Origin of the sequence: Pseudoalteromonas sp. SR43-5 (assembly GCF_014163835.1) — a bacterium.
Classification (GTDB): Bacteria; Pseudomonadota; Gammaproteobacteria; order Enterobacterales; family Alteromonadaceae; genus Pseudoalteromonas; species Pseudoalteromonas distincta.
Map to the genome: position 1 here is coordinate 114,868 of NZ_JACJEA010000002.1, position 14,003 is coordinate 128,870.

Below are 14,003 nucleotides of genomic sequence, written 5' to 3' on the forward strand. Positions count from 1 at the left end.
GCTAAACATCAAGGGCAAGTAATTAAGTAATCGGTTTGAGTATATAAATAAGGGAGCAGAGCTCCCATTAGTTATTATTGCGCATTTATAGTTAAGGTTATTCCACTAGCTGCGCTGTACCCCTTTAAGTCAATATACCACTTGCCCGCTTGTGGGTTGGTAATACTACACGTTTCAGCATTACCATTTTTATACGGTCGACATTGATATACAGATTCAGTTGATTGACTGGCAAAATTCACATATAAATCGGCATCGCCTGAGCCACCAGCCATAGTTATATTTAAAGAGGAATACCCTACTTCTAAGTCTTGTGTAAACCGCCCCCAATCTCCCGTAGCAACACTAATATCAGTTTCTGTTCGATTAATAGGTTCAATCGCTGTTGTTTCATTATAATTGGCAATAAGAGAAACATTAGCAATAGCGTTCCATGCTTCTACCATAACGTAATAAATACCGTTTTGGGCACTCGCAATATCACAACGTTCATTGCTCGATGATGTTGTACTTTTACAATCAAAATTTTCTAATGTAGGCGCTGTATTAAATTTAACATATAGGTCTGCATCACCACTGCCCCCTGAGGTAGTAAAGTTTAAGTTACTTGCATTATTAGGTACCTGTAGCGTATAGATAAGCTGCGCTTTAGCATCACCTGCAAGGCCAGAAACTGCAACACCATTTTGTAACTCATTATTAGCTGGTGGCACTATATCACCAGCATTTTTTGCCATTTCAGCTAAATAACTCACAGCAAGTTTTGCAAATTTACTAGCGTGGTCAGCATCAAAATTAGCGTCATTCTGTGTATGAATTAACGGATTAATATCAGCCATCCTAGATTCAAATGGCATTGATGCTGCAAAGCCTTGTTGATACCATGATGCATGATCAGAACACCCATACCCACATTGGTCAAAACCATAGGTAATGCTAGGTAAGTAGGTATCAATTAACTGACCTAAAAATTGGTTTTGAGCATTTGTAGTGTAATCAGTCATCATTACAATATCTTCGCTACTGCCATTGTTTCCAGTCATATCAAATTGCACCATGCCGATCACATTTTTTCCTTGTGATTTATAAGATGAAGCAATATCTTTTGAACCTCTTAAACCAACTTCCTCTGCAGCAAAAGCCATTATATGAATTGTTTTTTGCGGTTTATAATCATTTTCAACAATCGATCTTAACACTTCAGATAATACAGCAATCCCCGATGCATTATCATCAGCCCCTGGTGAGCGACCGTTGCTTGGATTTGATTGATTAATTGAGTCTAAATGCCCACCAATAATGACAATTTCATCAGCCTCTTCATCTCCTGCAATAGTAACAATGACCGACGACTGCGCCCAGCTATGAGTAAAGTAATCAACATTTATATCATTACGTGTAGCTGCTAACTGTTGCCAGTAATCTTTTAGCCATTGTGAGGCATCTACCCCAGTTTGAGCCGTGTAATAGCGATTATAAAAGCTACTCATCGAATTAACTGTGTTCGTCAAATTATTTGGACTAATACTATTTATTAATTGCTGAGTTGTTTGCGGATTGTTAATGCTATATGTAGCAGCTAACGCACTTAGATTTTGATTTTGAACGGCAGCTAACTGCTGAGTGTATTCATTAGCCTCGATTAACGAATCATGAGCAACAAACCCTCCACAGCGATGATAATTATCATGCATAAACTCACTTAATTGAATGATATTTCCCTGATCGATTCTCATTAAGTTTACCGAATCCATATTTGTATTCTGTACACTTAATAATTGATCGTTTTGTGTAAATGTTTTTTGAACTTGCTGATAATGTTTTGCAGCAACCGGGTCAATACTAACCCAAATGCTTTCATTATTTTGAGCATATAATGACGACGATGTTAAAAAAGTAAATGCGCATAATAGGGAAGTATAAATAGAAGTTTTCATCAGTATTCCTTGTTATTAAATACAACTTTAAAAGAAAGGGAGCTATTGCTCCCTAAAAGTAGGTTTAATTTGCTGAAATACTAAGCGTTACACCACTTGCAGAGCTATAACCACGTAAGTCTATATACCAAGTGCCCGCTTGAGGAGCATCAAAGGTACAGCTTTCACTATTACCATTTTTATATGGGCGACAAAGGTATGTCCCCGTACTTGATGCTGCTCCATAATTTACATACAAATCAGCATCACCACTTCCACCAGATATAGAAACATCAAGTGATGAATAACCCTCATTTAATGTTTGTGTAAACCGCGTCCACGAACCCGCACCAACACTCACATTAGTTTCAGTTACATTGATAGGAGTAACATCGCCCCCATTACTGCCATCAAAGCTACCCGTTAGAGAAACCCCAGAAATTGCATTCCATGCCTCTACCATCACGTAGTAAGTTCCGCTTTGAACATTACTAATTAAACAGCTCTCAGTACTTGATGAAGTGGTACTTTTACAATCAAAGTTATTTAACGTTGGTTTTGATCCAAATTGTACATAAAGATCAGCATCGCCTGATCCACCATTTGTATTAAACACTAAATTACTTGCTCCAGCAGGAACCTCTAGCGTAAAAAACAATTGCTCTTTAGCTGAGCCACTTATACCAGTACGAGTTACGCCATTAGTTAAAGCTTCATCGTTAGTTGGAGGAGGTGTTGAGCTACACGTGCTACCTGAACTTAAATTAGAGTTTACTCCCACAGCACTTAGCGCTGCTTGTACATCACTTGGGTCATAGTTTAAATCACAAGCTGCATCCATTACGCCATTACCGGCTAAATCCCAATTTGTACTTGCGCTCCAATAAAGCTGATTAGCTCTAGTCATTACAATAAATGCTTTTTTTGTATCCCAACCGGGTGTGGTAGCCAAATTATAAAAAGCTTTATTAAATACACCAGAGCTATGGTGCACATCCATCCCAGAATAATAACTTGATTGGTTATCTATTGAATTACCATCTTGCGTTGGATTATTCATGTAGCGAAGCGCACCATTGCCTTTAAATATGTCTTGGCCGACTAGCCAATCATTAGTGCCTTTCATATAAAATTCGGCCGCTTCACCCGCCATATCAGAAAAGGCTTCATTTAAACCGCCTGATTTTCCGCTGTACACTAAGCCAGAGTTTTGTTCAGTAAATCCATGGCTTACCTCATGAGCAGACACGTCTAGACTAACAAGCGGATAAAACGTATTTTGGCCATCACCAAAGGTCATGGCGCTGCCATCCCAAAATGCATTTTCATAGTTACTACTGTAGTGAACTCGCATTTTTAATTGAAACGTAAGTGGTGGCGTACCGATCCAATCGTTATACATATTAAAAATTACATTTCCAAAATAATGCGCATCATTGAGAGGAGAATAAGCACCATTTATTTCTTTAAATGTATTTTCAGGACAAGTAAAAGAATATGCAGACGTACCACTAGTACCACCGTTGAGGTTTATGGTGCGCACGTTTGTATTGTTCATCGTACAGTTATTGCCTGACTGGGTAACATCTAAACTATCAAAGTCAGTACCATATATGTATTTTCCTGTTTTTAAATTTCCGCCTGGACCTGTAGCATCTGCATGCTGAAGATTGTCAAAGCTAAGTAGCACTTCGCCAGAGTTAGCATCAATAATCTGATAGGGTCTAGAAGGCGATTTACCATAGGTGACATACGACACCTCATAAACCAAGTGCGCTTTGCTTTGCTGATCGACCCAAATAGCCAATCTTGATTTTTCATTATGTTTTTTTAAGCCAATTGTTTTTGCTGCAATACCTACATTTTGGCTTTGGAGCATCGCCTGTTTAGCTGATAATTTAGCACTAACATCGCTTATATCACCTTCAATGTCATACACTGCCGCGCCGTGCGCTTTTTTTAGCATGCCGTTTTTAAATGTTAGGCTTAGTGTATCCCCTATCACGGGTAACCCCTGGTAGGTTTGTTGATACCGGCGAGTCACCTCCCCGTTATTGCTTGTAAACTCTTTTAATACAACTAATTCGTTCCTTACACTCAACCCAATCAATTCTTGAGGACTTGTAGATAATATTGATGCAGAGTTTGATTGCACCATAGTATTTATATCCGGTTGCTGATTTAGGTATTTCTTATTCGCAGCTACTGCATCTGTTGCTTGAACAAAAGTTAAAGCAGCAAAAGTTGCTAATGTGATTTTTGATAAATTCACGTTTACGCTCCGTTAAAATATTTAGTTTGTAGTGGAATTGTATTAACCGGAACCACCTGTACCCGATTAAGGATCAAGCATATGTTACAAATTGAAGATTTAAAAATTAAACATTTAATTTACACGTAAAGTATTAGTTTAAAATTTAAACTAATAAATTACAGTTAGTTACTGATTTAGTGACAAGTAATCAAAATCTCCACTTTACACTTTGTAAACATATATTTACTTAAAATTACATTATCCAGTATTTAAAAAAGGATTAGAAAAAATTGAAGAAGTTTAAAAAATGGCTGGTGAAAACAAAAAATAGAGTTTTATTTTTTGATTAACTGAGAGTGGTAATTAACGCAGTTAAAAACATTTAAGTACGTATTAGAAGGCGCGCTTTCAACAATAGAAAAGGACTATTTAGAGCAATGTTTTATATTGGTTTAGTCAACTACCTGCACCAAGTAACCTAGTATTAAAAAGTGCATTACAAAACGTAACAATAGAAATTATAAATTAACTAAATGTCCTGCAGGACATAATAAATATAGCTAATCAAACCATAAAGACTGTGACACAGATAAAGCACAGGAGTACCATATGCCGCGTTTATACTCCCCTTTTTCGTTTGTCGTTAAAAAAATAGTAAGGTTAGCCAATGAATGCTTGGTATCTCATTTGTTTTCTCTCTGCCATTGCAATTTTTATTGCTTTTGCAAACCAATATATCCTCAAAATGCAAACTACAATTGCCATTACTACAGGCTCAGTTGTTATTTCTTTATTATTGATTATTGCCGTTAAATTATTAGGCGATCAAAATGCGTTAGCCATGACCCAAATTGTTTCCAGTATTAACTTTAACGAGTTATTACTCAAAGGTATGCTCGGATTTTTACTTTATGCTGGCGCATTGGAAATTAACCTTATGGCGCTTCGTAAACAGCGCTGGGAAATAACCGCACTAGTGCTATTTTCTACTATTGCTTCCACTTTTATAGTCGGTTATTTAAGTTTTTATCTATTTGCCTTATTTGGCTTTGATGTACCGTTTATATACTGTTTATTATTTGGCGCGCTTATTAGCCCAACCGACCCTATTGCTGTACTTGCTATTATTAAACAAATGCGAGCGCCAGAAGGAATCTCAGTTCAAGTAGAAGGTGAGTCACTATTTAACGACGGTATTGGTTTAGTAATATTTACGACCATTTTTTCGGTTGCTTTTTATGGCACCGATGCACAATTTGGCGATATAGCAGAACTCTTTTTTGTAGACGCCCTAGGCGGTATTGCGTTTGGTTTGGTTATCGCTTTGGTTGGCCACTTTTTAATTATTAACAGCCGCGATGTAAATATTCGCTTATTGATAACCTTAACTATTCCTACCGCAGGTTTTGCTGCTGCAAATATTTGGGAAATATCAGGCGCACTTGCCATGGTAACGAGCGGCATATTAATGGGTAACATTACTCGTACTAAAGCAACTGAGCGCACGGGGCCTGAAGACACTCGTTACGTAAAAGATTTTTGGCATGCAACCGATAGCTTTTTAAATGCCCTATTGTTTTTAATAATAGGTATGCTAATAGTGACGATGCCAATCACGCTTGGTGAAATTGGCTTAGGCCTACTAATGGTACCTGCAGTATTACTAGCACGCTTTATTAGCGTAGGCGCACCCTTTGTTATCTTTAAACGCTTTAGAAGTTACGATAAACACAGTGTTAAAATTTTAACCTGGGGTGGGCTACGCGGTGGTCTTGCACTGGCAATGGCGGCAGCAATTCCACGCGAGCAAGTTTTTATAGGTGGCTCTGACCTACATAACCTAATCGTGATTGTTACCTACGTTGTGGTTATATTTTCTATTATTGTACAAGGCTTAACTATTTCGCCGCTAATTCAAAGCAGCATTAAATCAGCTGAGCAAGCAAAGTAATAAATGCTTTGTGAGCAATCAACTCAGTAACCAAGTTATTATATAAATCACTTGGTTACTGTTACTCACGTGTTACAAAAACACTTTAAAGTTCTATAAATTGTTATCCTTTTTATTTATCTTCTTTGTTTAAATTAATCCGCTTGAAATGCAAATGAAAACAATTATAATTTTGGCTTTTCCTCTGTAGGGCTTTTCAATGTCCAAAAATAATTCTCACGTGTTTTTAAATTTGGTATCTCTGGGCAAACGACAATTTCATTGTTTTTTTGTGCTTTTTATAATGGCTATGGCAAGCTTTAATGTGTCGGCCTCACCTAATGAGCAAACAAAAATAAAACAAATTGCACAGCTTGCAGAGTATGTAGGTGTAGATTACGTGGCAGCTGTTGGAAATGGTGAAATACTAGACCCCGACGAATATCAAGAAATGACTGAATTTTCGCACGTTATTATTGAGCAAGCTGGACAGCTATCAAGCCAAACCAATGAGTTTGATACAGTAAAGGCACAAGCTAAAGCACTGCATACAGCGATTGCCAATAAAGCGAGTGTTGCCGATGTACGTGCAGCAAGCTCAGCGCTTCGTGAGTCGCTGCTTACCTTTATGCCACAACTATCGTTACCTACATCACTGCTTCCGGTTGAGCAAACTAAAGCGCTTTTTGCTACTAACTGCTCAATGTGTCACGGCCAAAGCGGTCAAGGCGACGGTCCGCTTGCAAAAAATTTATCGCCAGAACCTACCAACTTTACCGATGAAGAACGCGCAACAAACCGCTCATTAATGGGGTTATTTGACGCTGTAAGTAACGGCATTGACGACACGCCTATGGTTGCTTTTACCCAATTTAATGAACAACAACGATGGTCTTTAGCTTTTTATGTAGGTAGCTTGGCATTTAAAGATGTTCAAAAACCACAAAATGTAGAACAAAACATTACCGCTTCGCAGATTGTAAACCTAAACCCTGCACAATTATCGGCAGGTCAAAGTGAAGCACAAGCACATTACGTTAAATGGCTTCGTGGTAATCCAGAGCAATTATTTAGCGCTAACAAAAATCCGATAACAGTTACTCGCACGCAGTTACTTGCAGCGCAAGCTGCGCATGCTAAAGGCAATTACTCACAAGCAAGTGATTTAGCAATTAGCGCATACTTAGATGGCTTTGAGCTTGTTGAAAACAACTTAAATGCCTACGACGAAACACTGCGTAAAAACATCGAAGTACAACTGATGAACCTACGCCAAACATTCAAAAACGAAAAAGATACAGCCGTTGTTGCCGAAAAAGTAAATGCCGCACTAACGCAACTCGCTAAAGCAGATAGCATGCTAAACGAAACCAAGCTAACTGATGGCGCCCTACTTTCAGCGAGTTTAATAATATTACTGCGAGAAGGCTTAGAGGCACTCTTAGTTATAATTGCCCTTATGACTGTGCTTATTAAAACGAAACGTCAAGATGCGCTTAAATACGTACATGTTGGCTGGGTAACCGCACTTATTGCCGGTGGCTTAACATGGGCTGCTGCGCAAACATTAATAGAAATAAGTGGTGCAAGTCGCGAAGTTATGGAAGGTGCAGGTGCATTGTTTGCCGCTGTAATCTTACTGTATGTTGGCGTATGGATGCACAGTAAAACAAGTGCGCAACAATGGCAAAAATATATAAAAGACAATATAGATAAGCGTCTTGAGTCGGGAACACTTTGGGGATTAGCGGGGCTTTCTTTTATTGCCGTGTACCGAGAAGTATTCGAAACCGTATTGTTTTATCAGTCTTTATTAACGCAAAGCTCGCCTGCTCAATATTCATCTATTGCGTCGGGTTTCGCGATAGCTGTAGCAATACTGGCTATTATTACGTGGGTATTAATTAAGTACTCAATTAAATTACCGGTTGCTAAGTTTTTTGCAATTACCACTTACCTATTATTTGCACTCTCGTTTGTGCTTATGGGCAAAGCCGTTATTGCATTACAAGAGGCCGATATAATAGGTATTGCGTCGCTACCAATGAGCTTTGAAATAGCATGGCTTGGTATTAAGTCAACATGGCAAGGTATTGTAGCTCAGGTATGTGTGTTCGCTATATTTAGCTTTTATATATTTAAAAGCAAAAACCAATAGTAATGCCTATCTGCTTAAGAGTTTAAGCTAATTGGCATAAGCAAAATACATAGTAAAAAGGCCCGCAAGGGCCTTTTTAGTTAATTGCTTATGTATTTAGTAAAATTGGTATTATCAAGCCCACGTATCTAAATGGGGGTTTTCGTCATCATCTACGTTAGACTTTTTTTTACTATTTTGATCATCAAGCATATTGAGCTTTTTCTTTTTTTGTAACTCACGCCTTTTTTTATTCTCTAGCTCAACTTTTTCAGCGGCCGATCCACTTTGCACACCCGCAATATGAAAAGCACTTTTTGACTCAACTTCTAGTCTGGTTATTCTTCCTAAATAAGGAATCATGATATCCATCCACACTTCCTTAGTTTACTGTTAAATTATCTAAACGCTTGGTTTGGCTAATAAACAAACAAATATATGCAAAAAATGTACTTCCCTTCTTAATATTATCGACAGTTATAAGATATGCTTTAATTAAGCTAAAAAAAACTTGCCATAATATGGCTGTTTATGTTTTTATGAATGCGAAATTTATTTAAACAGATAACAACTGAACGTTACTATAACAACGAGCAGTTACATAGGATAAAAAATGCGCTTAAACCTGACAACAGTACATCATCACCACCATTCACCGGAATAACCTGTCAGGTCTTTCGCTGAGAGGTTATTCCTAAAAGGAACCTCTGGCGATTCAAAAAACATTGATTCATTTTCGCCCTGAGGTTCCCCTCGGGGTTTTTAGTTTTTAAATTAAAGGAAAATGAATAATGAGTAACACAAATCGTCTACGTATCGCCATCCAAAAAGGCGGCCGCCTATCTAAAGATTGTCAAGATCTATTAAAACAGTTAGGTGTTAAACTTAACCTTCGTGAACAACGCTTAATTGCACACTCAACTAATATGCCAATTGACGTACTACGTGTGCGTGATGACGATATTCCTGGTTTAGTAATGGACGGTGTATGTGATTTAGGTATTGTTGGCGAAAACGTACTAGTAGAAGTTCAAGCAGAACGTGAACGCCAAGGTGTTCCAAGCGAAGTAAACAAACTTTCAAAACTAGATTTTGGTTACTGTCGTCTTGCACTTGCATGGCCACAAGAGCTAGGCGCTCGCGATAAGAGTTGGTTTGAAGGCAAACGTATTGCAACTACCTACCCAGAAATTTTAACTCAGTGGTTAAAGCGCGAAGGCATCAACGCAAGTACAGTAATGCTTACAGGCTCTGTTGAAGTAGCACCACGTGCAGGTTTATCTGATGCAATTTGTGATTTAGTATCTACTGGCGCAACACTTGAAGCTAACGGCTTAATTCAAGGTGATACAATTTTAGAATCAAACGCATGTTTAATTCAAAATAAAGATCTGCAAGACGCTGACAAACTAGCACTAATCAATAAGCTTATGCCGCGCCTACGTGGTGTTAGACAAGCTAAAGAAAGCAAATACATCATGCTACACGCACCAAAAAACAAACTTGATGAAATTTGTGAAATTTTACCTGGTTCTGGTCAACCGACTCTACTTGCCCTTGCGGGTAATGAAGAATACGTAGCACTGCACATGGTAAGCAGCGAAACATTATTTTGGGAAACAATGGAGCAGTTAAAAGCCCTAGGTGCTAACTCTATTTTAGTTATGCCAATTGAAAAAATGATGGAGTAAGTACCATGCTTCGTTGGAATGAGGAATCTTCACAAGTACAAGCAGCGGCGCTAATGCGCCCTGCAGTTTCTGTAAGCGCAAAGGTTGAAGCAATATGCAAAACTATTTTAGCTAATGTAAAAGAGCAAGGCGATGAGGCCTTACTTAGTATGGCCAAAGAGTTTGATAATAGAGCTAACCCACGTTTGCGCGTACCGCTAGATGAAATTAACGCATCTGAGCAAGCACTGAGTGCTGAGCTTAAATACGCAATTGACACCGCTTATGCAAATGTTAAACGTTTTCACGAAGCGCAGTTGCCAAAAGATATTAAATTATCAACCCAACCAGGCGTTGTATGTGAACTGAAATATCAAGCCATCGAAGCAGTCGGTATTTATGTACCCGGTGGCAGTGCTCCGCTGCCATCGTCAGTTATTATGCAAGGTGTATTAGCACAGTTAAGCGGCGCTAAAACCGTTGTACTAGCTACGCCGGTACAAGGTGATAAAGCAATTAACCCTGCTATTTTATATGCAGCTAAGTTATGTGGCATTACTACTTTGATAGAAAGTGGTGGCGCAGGCGCAATTGCAGCAATGGCTTATGGCACCGAATCAATTCCTAAAGTAAACAAAATTTTTGGCCCAGGTAATAGCTTCGTAACAATGGCTAAACAGCTCGTTGCGCAAACTATCCCAGGTATGGCAATTGATATGCCAGCAGGTCCGTCTGAAGTATTAGTTATAGCAGATGAACGTGCAAACCCAGAATTTATAGCCGCCGATTTACTCTCACAAGCAGAGCACGGCGCAGACTCGCAGGTTATTTTATTATGTAACAGCGAAAGTATTATAGAACAAACTCAGCAGGCACTTACACGCCAATTAGCTAATTTGAGCCGCAAAGAAACAGCCGAGCAAGCGCTCGCTAATTCTTCACTTATTTTGGTTGATTCTGTTGAGCAAGCATTTGACGTATCGGCGCAATACGGCCCAGAGCACTTAATTTTACAACTAGGCGATGCAACACCTTACCTAGATAAAGTTAAAAATGCAGGCTCAGTATTTGTAGGTGACTACACACCAGAATCTGCAGGCGATTACGCATCGGGTACTAACCACGTGTTACCAACATATGGTTACAGTGCAACTTACTCGAGTTTAAACTTGCTTGATTTTTTCCGTACATACACAGTGCAAACAATTACTAAAAGTGGTTTAACGCAGCTTTCAAAAGCAATTTTACCACTTGCAGATGCAGAAGGCCTTGATGCCCACGCTAATGCGGTTTCAATTCGTTTAGAGGCAATTAAAAATGAGCAATGAGAGCGCACAAGCGTCTAGCTTATTACCTAAGAATATTGCAGCCCTTGCTGCATACAGCTCTGCAAAAAGTGAAAAGCTAACCGGTACTACGTGGCTAAATGCTAACGAAAGCCCGTATGCTAAAAATCTTGAACTGAGTATTGAGGATTTAAATCGCTACCCCGACCCACAACCGCAACTGGTTATTGACAGGTACGCAGCTTATACAGATCTTGAAAGCGAAAACGTATTAATGACGCGCGGCGCAGATGAAGGCATTGAGCTTTTAGTGCGCACTTACTGTGAGCCAGCTAAAGATAGTATTGCGCTATTTTTACCAACCTACGGTATGTACAAAGTTACCGCCGATACACACAACGTTGGTATTAACGCGCTTACCCAAGAATTATTATTAAGTGGCAGTGCTGACGAAATAGTTGCAGCTGTTGGCAGCTCAAAACTGGTATTTATTTGTAACCCAAATAATCCAACGGGCAGCCTAACACCACTTGATAAAGTAAAAGCGATTGCAACAGCACTTATGGGTAAAGCACTGGTTATTGTTGACGAAGCCTATATAGAGTTTTGCCCAGAGCAAAGCGCCACAAAACTTATTAATGAGTTTAGTAATGTAGTGGTTCTGCGCACGCTTTCTAAAGCCTTTGCGCTTGCAGGGCTCAGAACGGGCTTTACGCTTGCACAAGCAAGCGTTCTTGCGCCAATTCGTAAAGTCATTGCGCCGTATCCGGTATCAGGTGTTGTAGCAAGTATTGCAGCACAAGCAATTGCACCCGATGCAATTACATCAATGCGCCGCCAAGTTACTATTTTAAATAGCTTAAAAGCTAAGTTGGTAGATTGGCTAAACGCCTCCCCTGCTGCATTAAAAATTCTCACTGGTGAAGGTAACTTTGTTACTTTAAAATTAGCCGATAAAAACTACTTTAAAATTGCACTTGAGCAAGGTTTGGTTATGCGCGCTTTTACACTATACGGTGAAGACGACTGGCTACGAATTTCAATTGGTAGTGAACAAGAACTTGAACAAGTAAAAATTTGGTTAGATGGCTTACAAACGCCGGCTACCGCAGCATCTTTAGCAGGAAACGAAGTATCATGAGTAACCCCTATTTATTTATAGACCGCGACGGCACTATTATTGAAGAGCCAATTACCGACAAACAGGTAGATAGCCTTGAAAAGCTAGCATTTTTACCTGGTGTTATTCCTGCGTTATTACAATTACAAGCCGCAGGTTACCGTTTAGTAATGGTGTCTAACCAAGATGGTTTAGGCACAGATAGCTTTCCTACTGCTGATTTTGACATAGCACAAGACAAAATGATGGACATAATGCAAAGCCAAGGCATTAGCTTTGACGAAGTATTAATTTGCCCACACTTTGACGAGCAAAACTGTGATTGCCGTAAACCTAAAACGGGCTTACTTACCGAGCTTATGCGCTCAGGCAAAGTAGACTTAGCGCGCTCTTTTGTTATTGGCGATCGCCAGACCGATATTGGCCTTGCTCAAAACTTATGTTGTGAAGGTATTTTATACGACGGCGATTGGAGTGCGATAGTAACTAAATTGACCACCGCAAACCGCGAAGGTCGTGTTACACGCAACACTAAAGAAACCCAAATTGATGTAGCCATAAACTTAGATCAAACTAAAAATGGCAGTATAGACACCGGACTTGGCTTTTTTGATCACATGCTTGATCAAATTCGCACCCACGCAAACATTGGTTTAAACATTAAAGCTAAAGGCGATTTACACATAGACGAGCACCACCTTGTTGAAGACATTGGTATTGCTCTTGGTGTCGCACTTAAACAAGCGCTTGGCACTAAATCGCAAATTGCACGCTATGGTTTTGCCCTTCCTATGGACGAGTGTAAAGCTGAAGCACAAATTGATTTATCGGGCCGTGCATCATTTGTATTAAACGCTAACTTTAGCCGCGAAAAAGCAGGCGACTTAGACGTACAAATGGTTGAGCACTTTTTCAAAAGCTTGAGTGATAACGCCGCTATTAGCCTTATTTTATCGGTAAGCGACGGTAACTGTCATCACCAAGTAGAAGGTTTATTTAAAGCGTTTTCACGTGCTCTTCGTATGGCCGTAGCACAAGACACGACCCAACAAACAGCCAGCTCTAAGGGATGTTTATGATTGCCATAATTAATACCGGTTGTGCCAATATAAATTCAGTACGCTTTGCGTTTGAACGCTTAGGGCAAACACCAACAGTAATTACTTCACCAGAGCAATTAGCGGGTTTTGAGCGCGCTATATTGCCAGGTGTAGGCCACGCGTCGGTTGCTATGAAACGCCTAGTAGATAACGGCTGGCAACAAGCTATAAATGAATACCAGCGCCCGCTTATGGGCATTTGTTTAGGTATGCAGTTACTGTGCGAAAGCACCGAAGAAGGTAACGTACAGTGCCTAGGTAAAATACCAGGGCAAGTAAAAGCGCTTGATGTAGGCAATTTAACGTCGCCGCATATGGGTTGGAATAACTTAAGCGTTAACAAAGAGCATGCATTAACTAAAGGGCTAACGCTTGATGAGCAAGTGTATTTTGTTCACAGCTTTGCGCACACCGTAAACGACGCCACACTAGTGAGCGGCGAATATGGTCAAACCTTTTCAGCCATTGTTGCTAAAGACAATTACGCAGGCATGCAATTTCACCCAGAGCGCAGCGCAAAAGTTGGCGCACGTTTATTACAAAATTTTGTTGATTGGCAGTTATAAGCTGCCCATTAACTAACAAAAAAG

Annotated in this window: 10 protein-coding genes; 7 read left to right on the forward strand and 3 right to left on the reverse strand. The window is 39.5% G+C overall.

Annotation, left to right across the window (positions count from 1 at the left end):
• Positions 1–74: 74 nt before the first annotated feature.
• Together H5090_RS01960 and H5090_RS01965 are read right to left on the reverse strand one after the other, a co-directional pair.
• Positions 75–1,937, reverse strand: a complete 1,863-nt coding sequence (locus H5090_RS01960; protein ID WP_182694889.1) for a M28 family metallopeptidase — start codon at positions 1,935–1,937, stop codon at positions 75–77.
• Between the two features lie 64 nt (positions 1,938–2,001).
• Positions 2,002–4,188 carry a M4 family metallopeptidase gene (locus H5090_RS01965; RefSeq protein ID WP_182694890.1) on the reverse strand — a complete coding sequence of 729 codons (2,187 nt, stop codon included), beginning with the start codon at positions 4,186–4,188 and terminating at the stop codon, positions 2,002–2,004.
• A gap of 649 nt (positions 4,189–4,837) precedes the next feature.
• Between H5090_RS01965 and H5090_RS01970 the strand changes: the two genes are divergently transcribed.
• A complete protein-coding gene (locus tag H5090_RS01970) occupies positions 4,838–6,121 on the forward strand; it encodes a sodium:proton antiporter (RefSeq protein ID WP_182672379.1) in 1,284 nt (427 codons plus the stop codon).
• Positions 6,122–6,404: 283 nt separating this feature from the next.
• Positions 6,405–8,258, forward strand: a complete 1,854-nt coding sequence (locus H5090_RS01975) for a cytochrome c/FTR1 family iron permease (RefSeq protein WP_182694935.1) — start codon at positions 6,405–6,407, stop codon at positions 8,256–8,258.
• Positions 8,259–8,372: 114 nt separating this feature from the next.
• Here the strand turns inward: H5090_RS01975 and H5090_RS01980 are convergent, their stop codons facing one another.
• Positions 8,373–8,609: a hypothetical protein gene (locus tag H5090_RS01980; RefSeq protein ID WP_002960256.1), complete on the reverse strand. Its 237-nt coding sequence runs from the start codon at positions 8,607–8,609 to the stop codon at positions 8,373–8,375.
• Positions 8,610–9,028: 419 nt separating this feature from the next.
• On the opposite strand from H5090_RS01980, the gene hisG reads away from it, so the two are divergent.
• The 5 genes from hisG to hisH are packed head-to-tail and all read left to right on the forward strand — an operon-like array spanning position 9,029 to position 13,979.
• On the forward strand, positions 9,029–9,928 hold the full coding sequence (hisG, locus tag H5090_RS01985) for an ATP phosphoribosyltransferase (RefSeq protein ID WP_002960257.1): 900 nt from the start codon (positions 9,029–9,031) through the stop codon (positions 9,926–9,928).
• A gap of 5 nt (positions 9,929–9,933) precedes the next feature.
• Positions 9,934–11,235: a histidinol dehydrogenase gene (gene hisD, locus H5090_RS01990; RefSeq protein WP_182694891.1), complete on the forward strand. Its 1,302-nt coding sequence runs from the start codon at positions 9,934–9,936 to the stop codon at positions 11,233–11,235.
• A complete protein-coding gene (hisC, locus tag H5090_RS01995) occupies positions 11,225–12,334 on the forward strand; it encodes a histidinol-phosphate transaminase (RefSeq protein WP_182694892.1) in 1,110 nt (369 codons plus the stop codon). Before hisD ends, hisC begins: the two co-directional genes overlap by 11 nt.
• Positions 12,331–13,392, forward strand: a complete 1,062-nt coding sequence (hisB, locus tag H5090_RS02000; RefSeq protein ID WP_008138596.1) for a bifunctional histidinol-phosphatase/imidazoleglycerol-phosphate dehydratase HisB — start codon at positions 12,331–12,333, stop codon at positions 13,390–13,392. Before hisC ends, hisB begins: the two co-directional genes overlap by 4 nt.
• Complete coding sequence (gene hisH, locus H5090_RS02005; RefSeq protein ID WP_002960265.1) at positions 13,389–13,979, forward strand: imidazole glycerol phosphate synthase subunit HisH; 591 nt, start codon at positions 13,389–13,391, stop codon at positions 13,977–13,979. The genes hisB and hisH overlap by 4 nt, the downstream gene beginning before the upstream one ends.
• Positions 13,980–14,003 lie beyond the last annotated feature (24 nt).